The 24,655-nt window shown below is 31.1% G+C and carries 26 protein-coding genes; 15 read left to right on the forward strand and 11 right to left on the reverse strand.

Translation table 11 applies throughout. The features are described 5' to 3' along the window. Positions 1–204 precede the first annotated feature (204 nt). Positions 205–594, forward strand: a complete 390-nt coding sequence (locus ASC41_RS13560; RefSeq protein ID WP_055437190.1) for a winged helix-turn-helix transcriptional regulator — start codon at positions 205–207, stop codon at positions 592–594. Between the two features lie 534 nt (positions 595–1,128). On the opposite strand, the gene ASC41_RS13565 is transcribed toward ASC41_RS13560, so the two are convergent. Then, positions 1,129–2,031: a LysR family transcriptional regulator gene (locus ASC41_RS13565; protein WP_055437191.1), complete on the reverse strand. Its 903-nt coding sequence runs from the start codon at positions 2,029–2,031 to the stop codon at positions 1,129–1,131. 93 nt (positions 2,032–2,124) lie between these two features. Between ASC41_RS13565 and ASC41_RS13570 the strand changes: the two genes are divergently transcribed. Then, positions 2,125–2,721, forward strand: coding sequence for an NAD(P)H-dependent oxidoreductase (locus ASC41_RS13570; protein WP_055437192.1), 597 nt, complete (start codon positions 2,125–2,127; stop codon positions 2,719–2,721). Positions 2,722–3,149: 428 nt separating this feature from the next. Here the strand turns inward: ASC41_RS13570 and ASC41_RS13575 are convergent, their stop codons facing one another. From ASC41_RS13575 to ASC41_RS13610, 8 genes are all read right to left on the reverse strand, one after another. Next, on the reverse strand, positions 3,150–3,950 hold the full coding sequence (locus tag ASC41_RS13575) for a PGN_0703 family putative restriction endonuclease (protein ID WP_152971479.1): 801 nt from the start codon (positions 3,948–3,950) through the stop codon (positions 3,150–3,152). A 390-nt stretch (positions 3,951–4,340) separates the two neighbouring features. Continuing rightward, positions 4,341–4,631, reverse strand: a complete 291-nt coding sequence (locus tag ASC41_RS13580) for a putative quinol monooxygenase (protein WP_055437194.1) — start codon at positions 4,629–4,631, stop codon at positions 4,341–4,343. A 121-nt stretch (positions 4,632–4,752) separates the two neighbouring features. Continuing rightward, positions 4,753–5,229: a cupin domain-containing protein gene (locus ASC41_RS13585; protein ID WP_055437195.1), complete on the reverse strand. Its 477-nt coding sequence runs from the start codon at positions 5,227–5,229 to the stop codon at positions 4,753–4,755. Positions 5,230–5,259: 30 nt separating this feature from the next. Continuing rightward, the gene (locus tag ASC41_RS13590) at positions 5,260–6,267 is read right to left on the reverse strand and encodes a zinc-binding alcohol dehydrogenase family protein (RefSeq protein WP_055437196.1); all 1,008 of its coding nucleotides are present in this window, start codon (positions 6,265–6,267) and stop codon (positions 5,260–5,262) included. Positions 6,268–6,287: 20 nt separating this feature from the next. Further along, a complete protein-coding gene (gene nfsB, locus ASC41_RS13595) occupies positions 6,288–6,953 on the reverse strand; it encodes an oxygen-insensitive NAD(P)H nitroreductase (protein ID WP_055437197.1) in 666 nt (221 codons plus the stop codon). A gap of 256 nt (positions 6,954–7,209) precedes the next feature. Continuing rightward, positions 7,210–7,839, reverse strand: coding sequence for an alpha-ketoglutarate-dependent dioxygenase AlkB family protein (locus ASC41_RS13600; RefSeq protein ID WP_055437198.1), 630 nt, complete (start codon positions 7,837–7,839; stop codon positions 7,210–7,212). 7 nt (positions 7,840–7,846) lie between these two features. Then, positions 7,847–9,352 (reverse strand): BCCT family transporter, encoded by a 1,506-nt coding sequence (locus tag ASC41_RS13605; RefSeq protein ID WP_055437199.1) that lies wholly within the window; start codon positions 9,350–9,352, stop codon positions 7,847–7,849. A gap of 115 nt (positions 9,353–9,467) precedes the next feature. Continuing rightward, positions 9,468–10,223: an aspartate/glutamate racemase family protein gene (locus tag ASC41_RS13610; protein WP_240788913.1), complete on the reverse strand. Its 756-nt coding sequence runs from the start codon at positions 10,221–10,223 to the stop codon at positions 9,468–9,470. Between the two features lie 227 nt (positions 10,224–10,450). Here ASC41_RS13610 and ASC41_RS13615 point away from each other — a divergent pair, with 227 nt between their 5' ends. From ASC41_RS13615 to ASC41_RS13630, 4 genes are all read left to right on the forward strand, one after another. Further along, positions 10,451–11,098, forward strand: coding sequence for a LysE family transporter (locus ASC41_RS13615; RefSeq protein ID WP_055437200.1), 648 nt, complete (start codon positions 10,451–10,453; stop codon positions 11,096–11,098). A gap of 144 nt (positions 11,099–11,242) precedes the next feature. Beyond that, positions 11,243–11,980, forward strand: coding sequence for a hypothetical protein (locus tag ASC41_RS13620; RefSeq protein ID WP_055437201.1), 738 nt, complete (start codon positions 11,243–11,245; stop codon positions 11,978–11,980). 127 nt (positions 11,981–12,107) lie between these two features. Next, positions 12,108–12,695: a thiamine phosphate synthase gene (locus ASC41_RS13625; RefSeq protein ID WP_055437202.1), complete on the forward strand. Its 588-nt coding sequence runs from the start codon at positions 12,108–12,110 to the stop codon at positions 12,693–12,695. Between the two features lie 50 nt (positions 12,696–12,745). Further along, complete coding sequence (locus tag ASC41_RS13630) at positions 12,746–13,393, forward strand: thiamine phosphate synthase (protein ID WP_055437203.1); 648 nt, start codon at positions 12,746–12,748, stop codon at positions 13,391–13,393. On the opposite strand, the gene ASC41_RS13635 is transcribed toward ASC41_RS13630, so the two are convergent. Next, entirely contained in the window at positions 13,394–14,398 is a 1,005-nt protein-coding gene (locus ASC41_RS13635; protein WP_055437204.1) for an LLM class flavin-dependent oxidoreductase, read from the reverse strand. 258 nt (positions 14,399–14,656) lie between these two features. After that, positions 14,657–16,516: an OmpA family protein gene (locus ASC41_RS13640; protein ID WP_055437205.1), complete on the reverse strand. Its 1,860-nt coding sequence runs from the start codon at positions 16,514–16,516 to the stop codon at positions 14,657–14,659. Between the two features lie 403 nt (positions 16,517–16,919). Here ASC41_RS13640 and ASC41_RS13645 point away from each other — a divergent pair, with 403 nt between their 5' ends. The 9 genes from ASC41_RS13645 (at position 16,920) to ASC41_RS13685 (ending at position 24,610) form a co-directional block, all read left to right on the forward strand. Beyond that, on the forward strand, positions 16,920–17,288 hold the full coding sequence (locus ASC41_RS13645; protein WP_055437206.1) for a DoxX family protein: 369 nt from the start codon (positions 16,920–16,922) through the stop codon (positions 17,286–17,288). After that, on the forward strand, positions 17,288–17,872 hold the full coding sequence (locus ASC41_RS13650) for a TetR/AcrR family transcriptional regulator (protein ID WP_055437207.1): 585 nt from the start codon (positions 17,288–17,290) through the stop codon (positions 17,870–17,872). The genes ASC41_RS13645 and ASC41_RS13650 overlap by 1 nt, the downstream gene beginning before the upstream one ends. Next, entirely contained in the window at positions 17,873–18,538 is a 666-nt protein-coding gene (locus tag ASC41_RS13655; protein ID WP_055437208.1) for an NAD(P)H-binding protein, read from the forward strand. A gap of 8 nt (positions 18,539–18,546) precedes the next feature. Continuing rightward, positions 18,547–19,179: an NAD(P)H-dependent oxidoreductase gene (locus ASC41_RS13660; RefSeq protein WP_055437209.1), complete on the forward strand. Its 633-nt coding sequence runs from the start codon at positions 18,547–18,549 to the stop codon at positions 19,177–19,179. Between the two features lie 11 nt (positions 19,180–19,190). Beyond that, complete coding sequence (locus tag ASC41_RS13665) at positions 19,191–20,186, forward strand: NADP-dependent oxidoreductase (RefSeq protein WP_055437210.1); 996 nt, start codon at positions 19,191–19,193, stop codon at positions 20,184–20,186. Between the two features lie 28 nt (positions 20,187–20,214). Then, positions 20,215–21,375 (forward strand): iron-containing alcohol dehydrogenase, encoded by a 1,161-nt coding sequence (locus ASC41_RS13670; RefSeq protein ID WP_055437211.1) that lies wholly within the window; start codon positions 20,215–20,217, stop codon positions 21,373–21,375. An 8-nt stretch (positions 21,376–21,383) separates the two neighbouring features. Continuing rightward, positions 21,384–22,190, forward strand: coding sequence for a type 1 glutamine amidotransferase domain-containing protein (locus tag ASC41_RS13675; protein WP_193786898.1), 807 nt, complete (start codon positions 21,384–21,386; stop codon positions 22,188–22,190). Positions 22,191–22,597: 407 nt separating this feature from the next. After that, positions 22,598–23,050, forward strand: a complete 453-nt coding sequence (locus ASC41_RS13680) for a hypothetical protein (protein WP_055437212.1) — start codon at positions 22,598–22,600, stop codon at positions 23,048–23,050. Between the two features lie 261 nt (positions 23,051–23,311). Then, positions 23,312–24,610 (forward strand): hypothetical protein, encoded by a 1,299-nt coding sequence (locus ASC41_RS13685; RefSeq protein WP_055437213.1) that lies wholly within the window; start codon positions 23,312–23,314, stop codon positions 24,608–24,610. Positions 24,611–24,655 lie beyond the last annotated feature (45 nt).

Genomic DNA, 24,655 nt, shown 5'->3' on the forward strand with positions numbered 1-24,655 from the left:
AAAGTATATATAGTATTGTTATCTTGCAATAACGGTTTAAAAGTATAGTATAGCAATAAATATATAACAACCTGTTTGTCAATACTATAAACATAATAAATAAACTATAAAAAGTATGGTTGCATATTAAATTAAAGCTGCTTACCTTTGCTTTGTAATAACAAATTAACATTGAAATACATTTTAGTTTATATATAAGAAGTAATGGATAGAAAAGAACTATTTGAAAAGAAACCAAAAATTAAGATCAACGATAAAATATCCTTTTGCCCAACAAGCGCAGCTATGCAACTTATTGGCGGAAAATGGAAGAGTGTTATACTTACACATTTAACTAGTAATAAGAAGCGGTATAACGAGTTACGTAAAGAAATACCGGGTATTACAGAACGCACCCTAAGTTTGCAATTGAAACAACTAGAAGCTGATGGTATTGTAAGCAGAAAAGTTTATACTAAAAAACCACCTTTAAAAGTAGAATACACGCTAACTGAGTTTGGACAAACTCTTACTCCTATTTTAAATCTAATTACGGAATGGGGCTTATTTGCTGCAGAAACTAAAGGCGAGTTTTTATTTGAAGAGGTTAAATAAATACGGCTACTCTATTAGGTAGTCTTATTATATTTTTAAACTGAAGCGTTTACAATAAACTATCGGTTATTGATAATAAGTGCTTAATTTTAGCCTCATCATAAGCATCTAGATGCGCTGATGAAAAACACCCTTTCGGATCTCCTTTATCATTATCAAAATACTTCCCGGAATCGTTTTTATAAGCCTCAGTTTTTCTGCCGGAGACCAATAACCAGCTCTGCGAAGTGTTCTGAAAAATCTAAGTGCTGCTATGCGAGTGTCTCTGACTTAGTACCCACAACAATGAGCAAACAATAATATACAAACAAAAAGCACAGCGAGAGTTGTGCTTTAATTATTATTAATGATAATAAGCGGCTGCATTTTGTTTATACCAAATGAATTTCGAAATGATTGATAATAAATTTGAATTATTTTTTCTTAATATGAAATAGAAAATCTAATCATAGCCTTAGTTATGGTTCTATTTTATATTGAAATATTAAGGAAAAAGAAACGAATTTAATCGGTCATTTTGATGTTTATTTGGTATTACTTCATCTTTGCTGTAAATATATTTCGAAGCACCTCTAGTTCTTTCTTGTATTTCAAATCTGTTCTTGAGGCAAAATACAAGGTGTTTTCGGTTTTTACTTTTCCTTCCCAAACTAAATTGATCTCTTTATTCGAAATCTCCTTTTGACATAGAAAATCTGGCACTAATGCCAATCCGTTTTCATTAGATAAACATCGAATGATAGAAGTGATATTAGGCAAAATATAGTTGGGTTTAAAAGATGGTTTTTTATTGAAATTCTCAAACCAAAAACGTCTAAAATGCTCCATTTCGTTGGAGGAACTATACCAACTATTTTTCAATAATTCCGCTTCTAAGGCATTCAAATTATTAGCTTCAATGTGCTTTTTTATCTCGGTTGTATCCGTTTTATTTCCTGCAATGAGAATAATTCTTTCTTTCGAAAAAGGGACATACTCCACCGGCGATTTTTTATCATTTTGTTTTCTGGGCGTAATTACTAAATCTAAAATGCCATTATTCAAGTCTTTTATTAAATCGGTATGCGCACCAAATCGTGCCACTAGGTCAAAATCTAACTTCGGAATTTCGGGTTCAATAATGAGTTGGAACATCTCAGAAAACATACCAATATTTATAGAAGGATTTGTTTCTTGCGTTGTTCTTTTAAAATGCTGTTCGGCAATTTCCAGCTTGTTCAGCGATTCTATAATGTATTCGTATAAAAATTTCCCATCCTCCGTAGGGATCATTTTTCTGGAAGTGCGTTCAAATAATTTTTTTCCAATATAGGTTTCTAAGGCATTTAAGTGCACGCTAACACCAGGTTGAGAGGAGTATAAAGCAATTGACGCTTTAGTTAAAGTGCCGTTTTCATATACTTCTTTAAATGTTCTATACCATTCTAAATTGACCATAACTATTAATATTATAATACAAAGGTATGATTTGTATTATTTTTACAATACAAAAAATCAACTTAATTTTGTCTCATAATTAAACAAAGAAAGATGAAAAATATATTTATAATAAATGGAAGTCATCCATTTGCACATTCTGGAGGTCGATTTAACGAAACACTTTTCAATAATACAATGGGTTACTTTGATTCAAATGAGAATTTTGCTGTAAAATCTACTCAGGTTGGTGACGATTATGATGCAAAGGAAGAAGTAGAAAAATTTAAATGGGCAGATATCGTTATTTACCACACCCCTATTTGGTGGTTTCAGATTCCATTTGGTTTCAAAAAATATATCGATGAAGTTTTTACCGAAGGTCATCAAAACGGAATTTATAAAAGCGACGGAAGAAGCAGAACAAATCCAGATATCAACTACGGAACTGGTGGATTGATGCACGGAAAAAAATACATCCTCACCACTAGTTGGAACGCACCCAAAACAGCTTTTACCTTAGAAAATGAGTTTTTTGATCAAAAAAGTGTTGATGAAGGGGTTATGTTTGGGTTTCACAGAATGAATGCTTTTACAGGTATGGAATTGATAGGTAAACACCATTTTCACGATATGGAAAAAAATGCAGATGTACCTCTGGAGTTAGAAAATTACAGTGGCTTTTTAAACAAAATCACTTTGAAGATGTAATTACTATGACGTTCTAAAAGTTGATTTTTAGAGCTATAAAACATTCTATTAGTAAACAATCGAGCGAAGCCGAAATCTATTATTGATTATTGACTTCGCTCGATTTTGCAATTGTACTATGTTGTAAATCGGATGGATTTTAAATCCACCTAGTTTGTCATTCTGAAAGAATATCACACACGCATACACAACGAGCATCCGCAATCAGGGTCATTGCGAGGAGCGGAGCAATGACTTACAGTGCATCACTTTGTATTTTGATGTTAAACGATTATAATTGGTGGTTTTTGTTGTCTACTAATGAATCTAGCTACTGTAATTGTTAATAGGAATGGGCGCAAAGTCGGAGACATTTGCGCAGCGTTCACGATGAAGTTGCCGTTTGAAAATTGAATTGGGAATTATACTTTGCGGAGCGATAGCAATATTTATATTATTATGTCATATCTGCCTTTAACTTTAGAATAATGCTCGTTTAGTTGTTTATCATTTTCATACATTTTACAGAATTCTTGATACGTCATTCTAATAAAATTAATATCATTTTGTTCATTCATTACATTTTCGAATTCAATTAATTCGTCGGAATGACTTTGAAATACATCATACGATTCCATGTTTTTTGGAGTCCAATAAATATAAACTAGTGTTATTTTTTTAGATTTCTCTTTAAGAAATTTATTATATCTTATTAATCCAATTGAGTGTTTTATTAATTGTGCTACATCCAACCTTAAGATCTTGCCACTATAATTCTCAATTAACTTAAACCAAAATTCACTTAAAAATGGTAATCTGTTTTTATTGTAAGATAAAGCGAAGCTAACTGGCTTTTTGGTCAAATGTTCTAAGTATTTAGATTCAAAAGCAACTATATCTTTAGAATTTTCCAAAACAAAATCGATATTTGGAGGAAATCCACCTAAGCCAGTTGGGAATTGTCTTTCGAAGCTAGAAAATTCAAATCCAGATTTGTTTAGAAAGCGAAAAGAAAACGGTTTCTTTTTGATAATTGAAAAATTGTTGGCTGCTAATGCAGATGAAGAATATATGGCTCGAAATTTTGCTTCAAGTTCGTTTCCACTACCTTTTTTGAAATCTTCTTCGAATAAATCTAGGGTAACACCTTCTATTAAATTATCGACGATATTTGCAACTGTTTTTCTTCCAGCTGGAGATCCGCTTTGTCTGACTATTCTTTCTTCGAAATATACTCTTGTATATATCATTTGCTCAATTGTTATAACCAACTCATTTATATGTATCACATAACAATACAAAGCCACCCAATTTAGGAGGTACATATATCACATTTATGATACTTTAACCATTACGCTAATGTAAGATAAAACAATGAAAATTAATACGTCTGTACGAGCAAAATAAACATATGTTTAAACAATATTCCTCGCATCCCTAAAACCCCTAGCCCAGATAGAAGTGGAGCTCTTTTTAATCTTGCCAAAAAAGGCAAGATTAAAAAAGCGGGAATGGATAGCTGGAAATAGCTCCAAAAAAAATATCTACTTTCATCAAATTATAACCAAAAAAAAGAACTTTTGGACCATGTATTCACATTGGTCGCAAAAGCTTCATTTTCAAATTAAATGGTGTTTTACTTAGGCAAGCATAGTCATTTTATTGACTGCAAATTCGGCAATAGCATCTTTGGCCGCAGTTTGGAACGCTACGTAATGAGGTGTTGCAGCGTGTAAAGTAAGTGCCTCAGCATCTTTCCAGTTCTCATACATTGTAAATGTATTGGCATCGTCATTGTCTTGAAGGCAGTTGTAGTTGATACAACCCGCTTCTTTAACACTACTGGCAACTAATTTTAGTAATTCGGTTTTAACCAATTCTCTATTTTCTTCTTTGGCTACAATTTTAGCCACAACAGTTATTTTGCTCATGATTTGTCTATTTTTAGTGTCACAAAATTACAGCTTTCAGATGGCTTTACTGCCTAATTTAACGTTCTCTTCTCCCTTAAATTTGGTTTAAAAAGCCAACCAATCTGCTGAAATATGATCTCTATTTTTTAGTTTTCTTTAAATAGTCAGGAAGCTCTTTAGACAACCAATCTTGACGTACAGGAACGTGTACATCTAAATCTACAGTTTCTTCTAAAGCCCAAAATTCGTGTGGTACATTTTCTGGAAAAACAATCACTTCTCCTGCTCCAACTTCTACAAATGTTTCTTTACCATCAATAATAGTCTTGATTTTAACCTTACCAGACATGATATATGTTATCTGTTCGTTTGGATGTTTATGCCAAGGAATATGCGCATCTTTCTCTAAATTGAAAATAGTCATTTGACCTTTTTCACCATGGAACCATTTACGTTTGATTCCTTCACCGATAGTTTCTGACTCCATTTCATCAAAATTGAAATGTTGCACTTTGGAAGTTGCTAAAGAATCTATAGTGTTTACTTGTGCATTTGCTGTGTTACTGGCAAATAATGCTGTTACAGCTAGTGCTGCTATAATTGATTTGAAATTCATTTTATGTATATATTATTGGTCTCATTGAGACTAAAATCCTTCTAAAACTATTTTACCTTTTGCGTTTCCGGTTTCTAAAAAAGCGTGTGCTTTACGTAAGTTTTCAGCATTAATAACTCCGAAATTTTCGCCTAAAGTGGTTCTAATTGTTCCGTTATCAATTAATTGAGAAACGTTGTTTAAAATGTTATGTTGCTCAATCATATCTTCTGTTTGAAACATAGCACGTGTAAACATTAACTCAATGTGAGTAGAAACTGCTTTCCCTTTAAAAGGCATCACATTCAGAACTTTTGGATCATCAATAAAACCGAATTTCCCTTGTGGTTTAATCAGTTTTACAATTTCATCTACGTGTTGTTCCGTAGCATTTAAACTCACAACATATTCTGGAGCAGGAAGGCTATATTTTTCAAACTCTTCGCTCAATTTATTTCTGTGATTGATAACCGTATCTGCACCTAATTCTTTTAACCAATCGGTAGTTTCTCCGCGAGAAGCAGTAGTAATAATGTTCAGTTTTGTTAGCTTTTTAGCTAATTGTACCATTATAGAACCAACGCCACCAGCTGCACCTATTATTAAAATAGATTTATTGGCATCGTCTTTAGAAACCTCTAATCTATCAAATAACATTTCGTAAGCAGTAAGAGATGTTAATGGTAAGGCAGCAGCTTCAGCATAGGATAAACTTGTTGGTTTTTTTCCCACAATACGTTCATCTACCACCTGAAATTGCGCATAACTACCCTGACGTGTAAAATCACCAGCGTACCAAACTTCATCTCCAACTTTAAATAAAGTGACATCATCTCCAACTTGCTTTACAATACCTGTTGCGTCCCAACCAATAATTTTCCAATCGTCACCCTGTACAGGCATATTTGCACGTACTTTGTAATCTGCAGGATTTACCGAAATGGCTTTAATCTCTACCAAAATATCTCTACCTGTTGCTTTTGGAGTCTCTATTTCTATGTCTTGTAGTGAATTTACATTGTCTATTGGTAAATTCTCTTTGTATCCTATTGCTTTCATCTGAATTAAAATTTTTGCAATTATATTACAGTGATAATTTCACTTTGTGGTAATCTAGATTTTGGAGTTTTGTCAGTCGAATTAAAATCAGATGCTGCTCTATATCCTAAAGAAACAACTACTAAAGATGTAAATCCTTTTGCTCTTAATCCAAATTCTTCATCTAACGCTTTTACATCAATACCCTCCATTGGTGTTGCATCGATACCTAAACTTGCAACTCCTAATAAAAAGTTTCCAATGTTAAGATATACTTGCTTTTCCATCCAATGTTGGTAATCCTTTAAATCATATTTATGAATATCACCAAAAGCGTTCATTCCTCCGTACATTCCGTTTTTTATGTCTTCATTAGGGAATCTTCCGTCTTTATCCTGTACTTCTAAAAGGTGTTTAAAAAAAGTATCATCTGCACCTTCGCTTGTTTTTGAACAAAACAATACTACAGCTGATGCATTCGTTATTTTTGGTTCATTAAAATGAAAAAAGCCTTGTGTTCCTTTTGTCATACGTGCTTTACCTTCTGTAGTTTCAGCAACGATAAAATGCCAAGGTTGCAGGTTTATACTTGATGGACTCATTCGTAATAAGTTTTTAACTTGTGCCATATCTGCATCAGATATTTTCTTGGTTGTGTCGTATTCCTTCGTAGTATATCTCCAGTTTAATGTGTCTTGTAAATTCATTTTTATATGTTTTTTTAATTAACTATCATTTTTATAGTGACAAAAGTAAGTATAGTATTAAAACCTCACAATAACGGTCATAAATGATAGTACAAAAATAACTAGAAAATCAATCCAATTTAATGTAGAAAAACAGGGAATACCGCTATAATTAAAGGTAATTCCTAAAGTTTTCATAAAAAAGATAATAAGCAATTTCCAAACTGCACAACGTACATTTAGTTTTAGTTACTCTTTTTTTAATACCATTTTAGTTTTATCCAACCCATCTAAAAGTTAGGTTTATTCGTGGTCTAATTTTTTTTGTTGTTTTCGGAATTTTATGCTTCCAATTATTTTGAGTAGCACCTTGCATTAGTAACAAACTACCGTGCTTTAAAGGAATGTCTAAGCGTTTTAAATCTTTACGCGTGGCGTGTTTTAGTTGAAAAGGTCTAGTTTCTCCAAAAGTAACGGAGCCGATAACCGTGTTTTTGCGTTGATTTACTTCATAATCCTGATGCCAATCTACACTGTCTTTTCCATCTCTATAATAATTAAGTAAACAGCGCGTAAATTTGATGTCTACCTCCTGCTCTATGCGTTGTTTGATTTTTAATAGCTCCGCAGTCCAAGGACGTAGCTTTGTTGTTTTTCCAACATAGGCCACTTCTAAATCCGTATCGCCATACCAAGCTGTAAGTCTGGGTAAGTCTATTTGTTTACCGTATATAGCCATTTGGCCTTGCTCCCAATTGGTATTTTTTAAAAGGCTATTATACAATCTATCGCTTTCTTCTATTGAAAAGAAATTCTCAAATAAAGTAACAGCAGCACCAGGTAAATCAAATTCCGTTTTTTGGACCTCATTAGTCGAAAACAAATCTATTTGATTGAATGATTCCATAATTACTCTATTCTTTATTATTAACTTTTAGTCGGTTTTTTCTAAGATCTTTTACAAAAAAACCAAACATAATGATGATGAAAAACGAAAACGGTAGCGACGTTATAATTAACAAGCGTTGCACAGCTTCCAATACATTGACATTTGCCTTAATATTACCTAAAAGAATTAAAGCAATAGTTGCTAATAAGATGAAAACAGACCAAATTACACGATGCGTTTTATTTGGGTTTTTAGACCCTTTATCCGTAAACATACTTAGCACAAACACAGCAGAATCTACAGAAGTAATTAAAAAACTGATTAATAAAAATATAGAGGTTATATTTAAAAATGTTGCGAACGGATACTGCTCAAAAAAGACAAAAATAGATGAGAATACATTCCCGAATTGATTATCGTAACTGCCCCAAGCTTCAATTAAATGAAAAGCTGACGTTCCAAAAACCGAAAACCAAAAGAAAGTTCCTAAACTTGGAATAATTAAAACGCCTAACAACAACTGTCTTATCGTCCTTCCTTTAGAAATACGCGCAATAAATATGCCTGTAAAAGGTGCCCAAGCTAACCAAAAGGCCCAATAATAGAAGGTCCAACCTGTTAAAAACTCTAATCCAGGATTATAGTCTCTAATTGCCAAACTCATTGGTATAAAGTCTATAATGTATTGATATAAAGCAGTAAAAAAAGAAACCACAATACCCTGAATATCACTTGTAAAAAAAACGAATAGCAATATTACCAAAGTGACAATAATGTTTAGTTTAGAAAATATTTTAATCCCTTTATTAACGCCTTGCCAAGCAGAATAACATGCTATTGTAGAAATAAAAACACACAAAATTATAGTTGTCATTAGTCCAAAATCTGCACTAAAAACGTGATTTAATCCACCATTAATCTGAGTCGTACCTAAACCAATAGCCGCAATTAATCCAAAAATAGTGGTGATAATCGTAATTATATCTACACTTGCTCTTATCGGTTTGCTTTTAATACGATCTTCAATTGTGGCACTAATTCTGACTTTCTTTTTTTTGACATGCAACGCATAACCAACAATAACTGCAAATAATCCGTAAAATGCCCAAGCAGTAATTCCCCATTGGTAAAACGTGAATTCTAATGCTACAGTTTCATTGGATAATCCAGATGCAAAAGGTGGATTTTGTTGCATGAAAACGGGCTCTTGCACGGCTCTTAGCAAAATACCAGAACCCATTCCTGCACTATACAACATCGCAATCCAAGACCATAATGAGTATTCAGGCTTAGACGATGCTTTACCTAATTTTATGTTTCCGTATTTAGAAAATGCAACTAATAACAATGCTACAACACAACCAAAACCTAAGTACAAATAGAAGTATCCAAAATAATTCCGAACCCATAATGACGCACTTTCAATAGCATTATAACTTGCTTCGGTTGCAAAAAACACAACTAAAGTGCATAGAAAAATGATACCTACCGAAATAGATAAAATGGAATGTTTTTGAATGTATTTAATCATTTATTGTGTTTTGCTTAAAACAAAAATTAAGGATTAGAATATAAATCTAAATTAGAGTTAACGATTCACAAAAAAAGAAACGTATTTTACTGTGCATTAAAAGTTTATAAAGTATTTAAGCTATTAATTCCATTTTTTTAGATTCGCGTATTAAAGCAGCAGCCAAAACGGTTGTTGCATCAATAATAAGACTATCCTCTATTTTTTCGTATTGGATTGCTAACGGAATTTCGGTACACCCTAAAATAACAGCTTGCGCGCCTTTTCTAGACAAATAAGTGGCTGCCATACCAAGGTTTTCTTTAGCTTTTTGATTTACAGGGTTAGAAAATGCTTTTATCCCGTAACTAGTGTCGTAAATAGAAGGATGCACAAATAAGTCTTGAATGTCTTCGGAAGGTTGTATTACTTCAATATTATATTTAGCCAAGACTTCTGGATATACTTTTGCCAAAATAGTTCCTGTAGTACCTAAAACACCAACTTTTGTGATTTCTGGATGTTTTGTAGAAATATACAAACCAACTTCTTCTATTAAATTAACCAAAACACAAGATTCTGGTATACTTTTTTCAATTAAACTCAAAATAGGTCGGGCATGTGCAGTATTACACGGAATAGCAATAATAGACGATCCACTAGCTATTAATGACGCAATAATTTCTGCAATAGCAATACCTGGATTTATTTCAGTTTCGCCTAAAAGATATTTTGTGCGATCTATAATCTTATGTGGTACAGATAACATAGATACTGGTAAATGGTCTTGATCAGACAAGGCTTCTGTAAGATCGTAAACCTTTTTAATTAAGTCAATACCAGCATAACTACCTACGCCACCAACTATCCCAATCATTTTGTTTGTCATCATGTGCTTTATATCTTTTATTAATAACAATAAGCACACAAAAGACGGGTGTTTTTCTAAGACTATATCTTAAAAATTTAATAAAATTAATGATAAAGCTCTATTACAACTAAAAAAACATTTGGTTTAAAACTTAACAGACGTATAAATATTTAGAATTCTAAACTATTTGAAAGCTAAATCATTTAACCACGACCTATTTAAACATATTACAAAATTAAAGATAATATATGACTGTATTAATTTACTTTTTATTAGGTTTAATTACTGCCATAATTGGAACTTTACCATTAGGGACAACAAATGTTGCCGTAATTAATACAACAATAAAAGAGAATGTTCAAAATGCATTAAAAATTGTTTACACAGCGGCATTAGCAGAATTAATTTTAGTTTCTATTGCCATTCAATTTAATATACAAATCGAAAATTTTATTAATACAAATGTTTGGCTACAATATACAATCGCTTTTATATTATTAATTGTTGGATTTATTCTTGTGTTGGGCAGAAAAGAATGTGTGAAAGATGAAAACAAAGAATGCATAATTATAAAAAAAAGATATAGTCTATCTAAGCAAATGCTAGGTTTTCTACTTGGATTAATTAATCCTACAGTATTAGTTTATTGGATATTAATTATTTCTTTTTTAAACAAAAAAATGCTATACTTAAATACTAGTATTGAATGCTTATTATTAATTCTATTTCTAATTGGTGTTTTTATAGGAAAAATAATCACACTTTATGGCTATGGAAGATTTAGCCATATATTAAAGGTAAACATGAAAAACATTACCACAAGAATTAATAGAATAATTGGAGCTCTTTTAATTTGTGTTTCTATATTTCAGTTTACTAAGTTATTCTACAATTAATTCAACCACATAACACATTGTTAATGAAACATATATAGTTATTATTTAGGATTATTATTTATTGCTTATATTAATAAAATTATATTCGTTTTTAAGAAACTAAATTAATATATTTGATATTACTGTAATGTAAAAAAGCTACTAATGAAGGAAAAAAAAACTATAAATACTCCTTTTTTCAAAATTACGAATATTATAGATATTGTACTATACGTTTCTTTTTTTTCGGCAGTTATTGTCAGTATTGGTTTTGGCAAAACAAAATTAATATATGTATTACCCATTGTAATTACTTCTCTTCTTTTTAAATATATACACCTTACTAAAAAAAAGGCTAACCCAGTGTTTATATGTGCTTTACTGGCGACTTTAGCATCAGATATATTATCCTTTTACTGTTTTGAAGATTGCTTTGGTGCTATTGCTTCATTTACTTCGATATATCTAATATGCTGTGCTTTTAGTCTTAAAAAATATTTACATGCAGGGAAACTAAGATCTTTACCATCTATTTCGGTAATGATTAGCATTGTTTTAATTTCTTATATTTTATATTCTATTTTAAAACTATTAGTCAATTCTATACCAAATAATCATTTGTTTTTTGTCTTTCTATGTGCCTTAAGTTTAATAGTCTACACTATTACATTTGCTATTGTATTTATAAATGATAACTATAAAAATAGTCCTATTTTACTTGCCTCAGGTCTTTTTACTTTTTTTCAAATTGTATTAGTATCAATTAATGAATTCTTACATTTTAGTAGAACTTTTACTGTACTTGTTATTATTTGCCATATGATGGCTATTTATCTATTTATGTACTTTATCGTAAAAACTAAAGTTATAAAGCCAGAAAATATTAAGAAAAAGTTTTTTTAATATTTATTCTTAACTGAAAAAAGGAAAGCTATCACAAGTATTCTGTTTATTACAATATTCTGTATTAAGTAGTCTTTAAATATGAAGAATCTGAGGTATCTTTACAAAATAAGAAAAGTATTAAATAATGATAGTTTTAATAGCACCCGAAAATGATATCCCAAACGAAATAGAGATTCTTAATCAATTATTTCAAGAAGGTTTAGAATACTATCATTTAAGAAAACCCAATAAAGATTACCAAGCACATTGCGATTATTTAAACAAAATTGATAAACAACATCATAATAAAATAGTTGTGCACTATCATCATGAATTAGTTAATGACTTCAACTTAAAAGGTATTCATTTTCAAGAACAAAAAAGAATTGATAATATCGATAATCCGGGTCGTTATTTTAAAAACCTAAGTCTTTTTGGAAAAACCATAAGTTCATCCTTTCATGAGCCAAAAGACCTTGAAGATTGTTATTTCGAATTTGATTATCACTTATTAAGCCCTATATTTTCATCTATATCTAAAAAAGGTTATAATGGTCGTGGTTTTGATGTTAATACTATTGATAAAACAATTATTGGTATGGGAGGTGTTACAGTAGGTAATTTATCAGCATTCGATACATTAGGCTATAATGGCGTTGGTGTTTTGGGTGGTATATGGAAAAGCGATACACCAGTAGCTGTTTTCAAGAAGATGAAACTTCATTTTAATTAATTAAGAAAAGCAACTCTTAAAAGGCATTACAAATAACAAGAAACTTAAACATGATTATACCAAAACTACATTATATAGCCGAAGGCGATTCACCAAAAACAATATTAGAAAACATACAAAAAGCATGTACTTCTGGTGCAGAATTGGTACGATTTGGTATGGAAAATGCTTCAGAAAAAAAGGTGTTAAAAATCGCTAAGGAAGCTATAAAAATTACAAGTCATTACCAAACTAGATTAATAATTAGTGGTTTTTATAAAGTCGCTAAAGAGGTTAAAGCAGATGGTGTATATTTAGAAAAAGCGGACTCCTGTCCTACTATTGCTAGAAAGTATTTGCATACTTGGCAAAGTATTGGAGGTGCTGCAAATACTTTAGAAGATTGTGAGGCACTATTAGATAAAGAAATAGATTATATTAATTTAGGCCCGTTTAAAAGTACGTTTACAAAAGATAGTTTGAATCCTGCACTAGGCTTAAAAGGTTATACAGCAATAACAGATGTACTAAAAACACCTATACCAATTATTGGTTTTGGAGGTATTACTTTAGAAGATGTTCCTGATTTATTAAAAGCAGATATTTCTGGTATTGCAGTATCTCATGCGATAACTCAAAATTTTGATAGTATAAGAGACTTTAATAAACTATTAAACGCATCTTCTACACAAGAGCAGCGCCATACTTTTGAGGCGTAATTAATTTAGCTCTTTCATTATTTCTGAAAACAATTGGTAAGACCTTATTCTGTCTCTTATATCATAAATATTAGTTACAGCAATAAGTTCATCAGCTTGCGTTTGCTCGATAAACTCTTTTACTTGTGCTTTAACTGTTGCTTTACTTCCTATAAAAGAATATTTCAACATTTGGTGCACTTGCGGGTTTTGCATAATCTCTTTTAACTCATCTGTCATGTCTATTGCAGGTTGTACAAAATCGCGTTTGCCTGTAAATATGCCAACAATCATTCTAATTAATGATGTTGATAGACGCTGGGCTTCTTGATCTGTATCTGCTATAATAATATTTACGCCAACAATTACATAAGGTTTTTGTAGAACACTTGACGGTTTAAATTCTTTACGATAAATGTCTAAAGCATTCCATAAATGCGTTGTTGCGAAGTGACTCGCAAAAGCATAAGGCAATCCTTTTTTTGCTGCTAAATGTGCGCTGTCTGTACTTGAGCCTAAAATATAAATTGGAACCTCTACTCCTTCCGCTACAGTAGCACGCACTCTTGAAGTAGCATTATTTGCAGAAAAATAGGTTTCTATTTTATCTAATTCATTAGGGAAAGAATGCGCAGCTTGCATAAAATCAGATCTTATGGCTTGAGCCGTTTCTCTATCTGTTCCAGGTGCCCTTCCTAAACCTAAGTCGATTCTGTTAGGATATAAAGAACCTAATGTACCAAACTGCTCTGCAACTATTAACGGTGAATGATTAGACAACATAATACCGCCAGATCCTATACGCAATGTATTAGTTCCTTGAGCAACATAACCTATTAAAACCGATGTTGCACTACTACCTATATTTGCCGAGTTATGATGTTCTGCCAACCAATAGCGCGTGTAACCAAATATTTCGGCTTGTTGTGCTAATTCCAAAGCGTTATTATAAGTTTGCTTAAGTGAATGATCTTGTGATACTAAAGCAAGATCTAAAATAGAATATAATGTTTGTTTATTGTCCATAACATGCAGTAATCAATTGTAATATTAAGTTAAAAACAGTTGCTTTTACTTACACAAAGTTACATAACGCAGTATATGTTTATATCTAATTATTTGTTAATTAAATTCTATTAACTTCATAAAAAAAAGCTGCATAATTATTGCTGGAAGGTCTTTTAAATTTATATAATGAGTATTGTACTTCATTAATAATAATATCAAAAAAAAGTGCTACCATATTAAATATGATAGCACGATTTATAAAAAGTAAATTAGAATTTACTTAGCAGTAATGTCAATAGTTAACTCTACTCTTCTGTTTGCTGCTCTTCCAGCCTCAGTATTGTTAGGGGCTACAGGTTCAGTTTCTCCTTTACCAGAAATAGAAATTAAGCTATTTGCTATGTTTTTTGAAGTAAGGTAATCTTTAATAGCTTGTGCTCTTACTAAAGAAAGGTTATAGTTATAGTTATCACTTCCTCTACTATCTGCATGGCCTTGAATAGAAATACTAAAGTTAGATTTATCTGCTTTAATATTTTTAGCAATATCATCTAATATAGATTTAGCAGTTTCATCAAGCTTAGAGCTATCGTAGTTAAAGTATACTTTTCTTTGTCCTACAACTGCAGGTACAACTACTGCTACTGGTGCAGGCTCAACAACTTTTACTGGACAACCATTATCTGTTCCTTTTACTTTAGGGCAATTGTCTTTATTATCAGGAAAACCATCTCCATCTGTATCAGGACATCCACCAAATTCAACTAATCCTTTTACTTCAGGACATAAATCATCTTTATCAGTAACACCATCACCATCTGTATCTGGGCAACCTCCTAGGCTAACTAGACCAAAAGTATCTGGGCATAAATCTAATTCATTAGGCACTGTATCACCATCTCTATCGTTAGAAACTTTTTCTTTTCCATTTCCAATCTTATATACTAAACCTAAGTTATGATTCCAGTGCTTTGGTAAGTAATCTTCGAATGAGTGCTTGTATGTTGTTTGTAAATTTACACCAACTTTATTATTAAACCAGTATTTAACACCTATAGAACCGTTTACTGTACCTGCTCCAACTAAACTGTTAGAAGTACTAGAAAATGTATTGTATTGTCCTTCTTCAATCCAAGTATAACCACCACCTACTGCAATAAAAGGCTGTAATTTCCCTTGACCAAAGCTATAGTTTACCATACCATCAAGTCCATAATACTTAAGGTTATCAACTAATACACTTTCATCAGCTTTACCTAAATCTCCCCATTTACTTAGTTCGTTAACGGTACCTTTTGCAGTTATAGATAAATTATTTGTTAAGTCTCTTGTAACACCAACATAATAACCAATATTATAATGGTCGTTTAAATTAAAATACTCATCAAAGTAATCTCCTTGTGGTAAATTTTCTCCAACAGGATAAACATCTACAGCACTTAAACCTGCTTCAAAAGACCAACGGCTTGGTGTAATAGTTACTTTTTCTGTTTCTAATACTTCTGGCTCCTCTTTGTTTAATTTATAAACAAGACCTAAGTTATGGTTCCAATGCTTAGGTAAATAATCTTCGAATGAGTGCTTGTAAGTCGTTTGTAAATTAACACCAAACTTATCACTAAACCAGTACTTTACTCCTACAGATCCATTTGCTGTACCTGCACCAACTAAACTATTAGAGGTTTTAGAAAAAGTATTAAATGGTCCTTCTTCAATCCAAGTATAACCACCACCTACTGCAATAAAAGGTTGTAATTTTCCCTGACCAAAACTATAATTTACCATAGCGTCAAGTCCATAATATTTAAGATTGTCAACTAATACACTTTCATCAGCTTTACCTAAATCTCCCCATTTACTAATTTCATTTACTGTACCTCTAGCAGATAAAGATAAATTGCTAGTAAAGTTTCTTGTAGCACCTAAATAATAACCAACGTTATAATGGTCGTTAAGGTTAAAAAATTCATCAAAATAGTCACCTTGTGGAGTATTTTCTCCAACAGGATAAAGATCTACTGCGCTTAAACCAGCTTCAAAAGACCAACGGTTAGAATTATCTTCTTGAGAAAAAGACAATTGAGTACATAAAGTTAATAATAACGTAAATGTAAAAATGTTGTAATAATGTTTCATAAATAAAAAAATGTATTAAATAATTTCTCACTTTTTAGTAATCATATGTGTGATTTTTTTAAAAAGGTGTGCAAAATAACAACTTATATAAGTAAGAATTAACTTATATCCATTATAATTTAACTTCAACCAAATAAGAACCTTACATCCTTTTTAAGGATTTACTAAAACTAAGAGTCTTAATGTGTTAATTCCATATTCTCTATCGTTATTAATGACTTAAATCTTGTTTTTTAAGAAATTAATTATGACTTAAATAATTATTAAATTTTCGTTTTTTTTACTTTTAAGCAATGATTAAATTGAAATTAAGAAACATATTATTTTCAACTGAATTAAACTTTTGTTAAAAAAAAGAATGAACGTTCATTTTTACATATCTTTGTACTAATAAAACAAACAAATGAAACTATTTTGGACCATATTAAGATTATTGTTAGCCCTATTTATGATATATGCGGGTAGTCAACATTTTTTTAAAACCGAATTTTTTAATGCATACGTTCCAGATTTTCTTATCTACAAAACGTTTATAATTTACGGTTCAGGTATTGTAGAGTTATTTTTAGGATTATTATTAATCTTACCAAAATACGCTGCTAAAGCTGCATTAGGAATTTTTATTTTAATGTTACTTTTTCTACCAATTCATATTTGGGATGTGTTTACAGAAACACCTGCTATTGGTAGCCATGAAGCTGCATTGATAAGATTACCTATACAATTAGTTTTAATCGCTTTGTCTTATAAACTTTATAATATTAACTCATAATGGCAAAACTTCAAAAAAGTATAGACAAAAGAAACGCATTGGTTAAAGCAACAATCGAGTTGGTTAACAATAATGGTTTTCATGCTACACCAATGAGCAAAATAGCAAAGATGGCAAATGTATCTCCTGCTACTATTTATTTATATTTTGAAAATAAACAAGATTTAGTTAATCAAACTTATATAGACGTTAAAGCAGAATACACAAAATATGCTTTTAAAGATTTTGATACGACTATGTCTGTTGAAAAAGGGTTTGAGCTTATTTGGAAACGTATAGCAGACTTTAAACTTAAAGAATGTGAAAACGCAATGTTTTTAGCACAATGTGATAATACACCAATGATTGACGAGCTTAGTAGGCAGCAAGGTATTAAACACTTACAACCACTACTCGACCTTTGGGCTCGTGGTAAAAAGGAAGGAATTATTAAACCAATGTCAGATTATCTACTCTATGCATACTCTATAAATCCGTTATCATTTTTAATGATAACTCAAAAACGTGGCTCATTTCAATTAGACAAAACACATTTAGAAGAAGCTTATCAATCTGCTTGGAGCAGTATTAAAGTCTGTAAATAGATGAAGAAATCAGCAATAATATTAGGAGCAACTGGATTAACTGGGAATATATTACTTCAAAAATTAATTGAAGATGATAGATACAAAATCATAAAATTATTTTCACGTTCTAAAATTGAAAATTTACCTAATAAAGTCACACAGTTTATTGGAGACCTTTTAAAATTAGAACAATTTAAAGAAGATTTTAAAGCGGACGAAGTATACTGCTGTATTGGTACAACTAAATCAAAAACACCAAATAAAGAAAAGTACAAACAAATAGACTATGGTATTCCTGTAACCGCTGCAAAACTTTCAAAAGAAAATAATATTGATACATTTCTAGTAGTTTCAGCATTAGGTGCAAACGCAAACAGCTCTGTGTTTTATAACAAAACAAAAGGAGAAATGGAGCGAGATGTTCAAAAACAAAACATCAAAAACACCTTTATTTTTAGACCATCTTTAATTGGTGGAGAACGAGAAGAACAGCGTACACTAGAAAAAATAGGTTTAACCATTTTTAAAATCATTCAACCTTTATTTATAGGTAGTCTCAAGCAATACAAAATAACAGAACCAGAAAACATGGCACAAGCCATGATAAATTTAGCAAATAGCACAAGCTATGTTGGAGACATTATTACTTCAAACGATATAAAAAGAATAACAAAAAACAAATAAAAAAATACATGGAATTATTAGATAAATTAAAGTGGAGATACGCGGCAAAAGCAATGAATGGCGAAAAAGTAGCAGAAGATAAAGTAGAACGTATTTTAGAAGCTGCACGTTTAGCACCAACATCAAGCGGATTACAACCTTTCGAGATATTTGTAATAAAAAATCAAGATATTAAAGAACAAATTAGACCTGTCGCTTGGAACCAATCTGTAATTACAGACTGTTCTCACCTACTTGTATTTGCTGCTTGGGATACCTACACAGTAGAACGTATTAATCATATGTTCGATTTAACTAACGAAATTCGCGGATTTAAAAATGAAGGATGGGAAAATTACCGTCAGATGTTATTAGGTATGTACCCTCAAAAAGATCCAGAAGAAAACTTTAACCACGCGGCAAAACAAGCATATATTGCTTTTACCGAAGCTTTAACTGCTGCTGCTTTTGAAGGTGTTGACGCTACTCCTTTAGAAGGTTTTGAACCAGATGCCGTTGATAAAATATTAGGGTTACGCGAAAAAGGCTTACGTAGTGCTGTAATGTTACCAATTGGTTATAGAAAAGATGATGCAGATTGGTTAGTAAATCTTGTAAAGGTTAGAAAACCTATGGAAGAATTAGTAACTGTAATAGACTAAAAACAATTAAAATGAAGACAATTTTATTAAATAATAGACCTGTAGGAAAACCTACAGTTTCAAATTTTGAATTTGTTACTGAAGAAAAAGAACTTTCAATTTCTGAAGGAGAAATCCTTTTAGAAGCTGCTTATGTTTCTGTAGATCCTTATTTAAGAGGAAGAATGAGCGATGCAAAATCTTACGTTCCTCCTTTTCAATTAAATAAACCTGTACAATCTGGAGTTGTTGCAAAGGTTATTGCTTCAAAAAACGAAAAATTTACAGAAGGAGATTTTGTTGCTGGTATGTTAAATTGGGCCACACAGCAAGTATCAAATGGCGAAGGCTTAAATAAAGTAGATGGTTCTAAAGCGCCTTTAAGCACCTATTTAGGTGTTTTAGGAATGACAGGGTTAACAGCATATTTAGGTTTAACACAAATTGGTAAACCTAAAGCAGGAGAAACTATTGTTGTTTCTGGTGCTGCTGGAGCTGTTGGTAGTGTTGTTGGACAAATAGCAAAAATCTTAGGGCTTCATGTTATAGGAATTGCTGGAACCGATGAGAAGATCAACATGCTTAAAGATAAGTTTGGTTTCGATGCTGGTATTAATTACAATACAAGTAAAGATATTAATGCCGATATAAAAAGGCTAGCACCAAACGGTGTAGATGTTTATTTTGATAATGTTGGCGGACCAATATCTGATGCTGTTTTATTTAACATAAACCACTTCACTAGAATAATAATTTGCGGAGCAATTTCGGTTTACAATGATACTGAAACACCAACAGGTGTAAGCGTACAGCCTTTCTTGGTTAAAAACAGCGCACTAATGCAAGGCTTTATAGTCTCTAATTATGTTGATAAATTTCCAGAAGCGATGCAACAATTATCAGGTTGGTTAGCGGAAGGTAAATTAAAATACACAGAAACTATAGTTGAAGGTTTCGATAATATTCCAACTGCTTTTATCGATTTATTCGAAGGTAAAAACAAAGGGAAAATGATAGTAAAAATTTAAATTTTAATAATTTAAAAACGAAAAGAAGATGAACAATTTTGATTTTAAAAACCCAACCAAAATTATTTTTGGAAAGGATACAATAGAAAAAGTAAAAGAAGAAATACCTCAAGATGCTAAAGTATTATTACTTTACGGTGGAGGAAGTATTAAGAAAAACGGCATTTACGACCAAGTGAAAACGGCATTAGCAGATGTTGAAGTTGTTGAATTTGGAGGTATTCCAGCAAATCCAGAGTATGCAACACTTTTGGAAGCTTTAAAGGTAATTAAAGACAAAAATATCACATACTTGTTAGCTGTTGGAGGTGGTTCTGTAATTGACGGAACCAAGTTTCTATCTGCAGCTGCAGTTTACAATGGTGATACACCTTGGGATATTTTAACTAAAAATATTAGAACTGAAAAGGGCATGCCTTTTGGAACGGTTTTAACATTACCAGCTACAGGATCTGAAATGAATTCTGGAGCAGTAATTACTAGAGCTGAAACTAAAGAAAAGCTTGCAATGGGTGGCCCTGGTTTATTTCCTGAGTTTTCTATTTTAGATCCACAAGTAATACAATCAATTCCAAAACGTCAATTAGCAAATGGTTTAACAGATGCTTTTACACACGTTTTAGAGCAATACATGACGTATCCAATTGGAGCCATATTACAAGATCGTTTTGCAGAAAGCATTTTACAAACTTTAATTGAAGTTGCACCAACTGTTATAAAAGATCCAACAGATTATAAGGCAGCATCTAACTTTATGTGGAGTTGTACAATGGCATTAAATGGATTAATACAAAAAGGAGTACCAACAGATTGGGCCGTACACGCCATTGGTCATGAGTTAACTGCTTTATTTGGTATCGATCATGCACGCACATTAGCTGTAATCGCGCCAAGTCATTACAAGTTTAATTTTGAAGCTAAAAAAGAAAAATTAGCACAATATGGTGAGCGTGTTTGGAACATTACAGAAGGTAGCATAGACGATAAAGCTTATGCAGCAATTGAAAAAACAGTAGATTTTTTCCATGAATTAGGTATAGATACTAAACTATCAGACTATACTGAAGATTATGAAGGAACAGCTGAGAAAATTTCACAACGTTTTACAGATCGTGGTTGGACAGGTTTAGGTGAACACCAAACATTGTCTCCAGATAAGGTTGAGAAAATAGTAAAAATGGCTTACTAAATTTAAAGATGAATATATTAAAAACATTAGTATTAACGCTTACCATTATTACTGCATCAAGTTGTAAAGACAAAAAAAGCGAAACACCTTCTGAAAACGCTTCAGAAGTAAAAACAGAATTAAAAAAAGAAAAAGATATGAAAGTATTATTTGTATTAACATCTCACGATAAATTAGGAGATACAGGAAAGAAAACAGGATTTTGGGTTGAAGAATTTGCCAGTCCATATTATTCATTATTAGACAAAGGAGCAAAAATTACTATAGCTACTCCAAATGGTGGTGCTGCACCAATAGATCCAAGTAGTGATTCTCCTGATGCTGCTACAGAAGCAACAGAACGTTTTAATAAAGATGCAGATGCTAAATCTAAAATTGCAAACACAAATAAATTATCTGATATGAATGCAGACGATTTTGATGCAGTGTTTTATCCAGGTGGACATGGTCCATTATGGGATTTAGCAAACGACGCTATTTCTATTGCATTAATCGAGAAGTTTAACACTCAAAATAAGCCAGTAGCATTTGTATGTCATGCTCCTGCTGCTTTAAAAGGCGTTAAAAATGCGGATGGAACACCTTTAGTAAAAGGTAAAAAAGTAACAGGGTTCACTAATACCGAAGAAGAAGCTGTAGGATTAACAGATATTGTACCTTTTTTAGTAGAAGATATGTTAAGCCAAAATGGCGGAATCTATTCTAAAAAAGAAGATTGGGCTGCTTATGCAATACAAGATGGTAATTTAATTACAGGTCAAAATCCTGCATCGTCTGAATTAGTAGCAGAAAAACTATTAGAAAGTTTAAAATAATATAGACTATTATATAATATGAAAAAAGGTTGTCCTATTTGGGCAACCTTTTTTGTTTGAGAGAAATATGTTTTTTAAAAGTAATATTTAGAAATGAGATCAAATAATCATATTAGTTTTATTAATAAATTTCAATTATCTATTTGCATTAAGTTCTCAATTAAACTAAAGAAAAGTTAATTAATGCTATAAATATTTCAATTCATCACCTTTTTTAAGCTTAATGTATAAAATTACATAAACAGCATTTTACCGAACAAATAAGCGTTTTATCTAATGTTTATACCGTTTGTCTGATAAAAACACATTTTGTCATAATAAAAATCTAATAAAAAAATCGTAAATGAGTTGTTTTTTTCATTTATTTATATAGATTTGTTACATATTTATATAATTAATAGCATCAAATGAAAGCAAAAACTACACTTATTACTCTTATTTTTTTTATGATACTTAGTATCAGTTTCGCACAAAACAAGAAAAAATCACTTAAATTGATTAATGGAAAAGTAAGTATTAGTAAATACCATAGTCTTGATGAATTAAACAGATTTTCTAAAGGAGATTTGCTTACTTTATATATACAACGTATTGAGGTAATTGTAAATATTTTACCAAACATTGCATTTGCAACTAAACCAAATGTCACTATGGCTTCTTTAGGAATTCCTGAAACAAAAGAAAATATAAAAGCCTTAGAGCTAAACCGTGAAGCATCTGCTGAATATTTTGATAGTACAGTAATATTTCAAAGATCAATCTTACCTTACTCAGATTCTAGAGATCTTATAGCTGCTATATTATTTTATGAAGAAACATTAAAATCACTACACACGTACAATGATTTTAAAGCAGAATAACTATAATTCAACAATAATTTATTACAAAGTCCTTAACTAATTTATATAGTAAGGACTTTTTGTTTTCTATACCAAAGTTATTCTTAATTCACTTAAATTAATCAATTCATTATCAGGTTATAAGTTGGTCTAAATTAAAATTAAAAACGTCAAATAAAACAATTATTTGCATTTCGTCGATATAACTTGCACTTAATGTGAAATAATCATATATTTGAGCAGTAAATTATTCGCCTAATAATCTATTAAAATTTAACCCTCATGAAAAAAACTACACTAACCGCACTACTTTTATTCGTTACATTAGGTAGCATGTTCGCTCAACAAGAAAAAGGAGTTATAGGTTTTAAAAATTGGCTTAACCATTGGACAGAGTTTAAACCTAATAAAGCTAAATATGGAAAACCAACTCAAATACTTAGTGGAACCATATCAAATGATACAAAATTATACAAAAGCGACACATACCTATTACTTGGTGATGTTTTTGTTACGGATAGTACCACATTAGTTATTGAGCCAGGAACTGTAATAATGGGAGACTTTAAAACCAAAGGCTCTCTTACTATAAGTAATGGATCTACCATAATTGCTGAAGGTCAAAGTACAGACCCAATTATTTTCACTTCTAATCGAAGTTTAAAAAAACCTGGAGATTGGGGAGGGCTTTTTATATTAGGAAATGCACCAATAAATACAACGAATAATAATACTGTATTAAATTACGGTTTAAACGCTGTAGATTCCAAAGATATTAGTTATGGTGGTGATAATATAGAAAGTAACTCTGGTATTTTAAGCTATGTTAGAATTGAGTATGCTGGAAAAAGAACAAAAGACTATGGCTATTTTAATGGCCTTACTTTAGGTGGTGTTGGAAGTGAAACTTCTCTTAAAAATATAATGATAACCTTTTGTGAAGGTAACTCTGTTGCTGTTTTTGGAGGTGATGTTACTTTAAATAAATTTGTTTCCTATAAGTCGAGTAGCAATGATTATAACATAAAATACGGTGCTCAATGCAAATTAATAAATTCCTTAGCTATAAAATCTCCTTATGTATCTAGAGCAGAATCTTCAAGATGCTTATATGTATTAAATCATGATGCTTTAGAAGATACAGACTTAACTAAAGCAGAAACAACAGTAGTAGCTAATAATCTTACGTTAATTAATATTAGTAGTGATTTAGATTACGATATTAAAATAGGATTAGTAAACGAAGCTATTTATATTGGAGACAAAGTGTCTTTTAAAATAGATAAAAGTGTAATCTCTGGTTTTAATCCAGCTGTAATATTGGACAATAATATTACTATAAATAATGATAACCTTGATAAAATAATATTTACTAGTAATTATTTTAACAATTGCAATGGAAACATTTTTGTTAAAGAACGTAACAATAATGAAGATTTAGAAAATTGGTATGGTAGTAAATTTTTTAACAACGTATATTCAAAAGGCCCAGACTCTGAAACTTTTATAGATTCTAAAAATCTAAGTCGTCCTGACTACAGGTTAAGAATTAATCGCATTGTTGCTTCGAGAAACGATTAAGTAAATTCTTAAAAAAAACAATCTATAGGACAGAAGATTACAACC

Source organism: Lacinutrix algicola, from assembly GCF_001418085.1.
Lineage (GTDB): Bacteria > Bacteroidota > Bacteroidia > Flavobacteriales > Flavobacteriaceae > Lacinutrix > Lacinutrix algicola.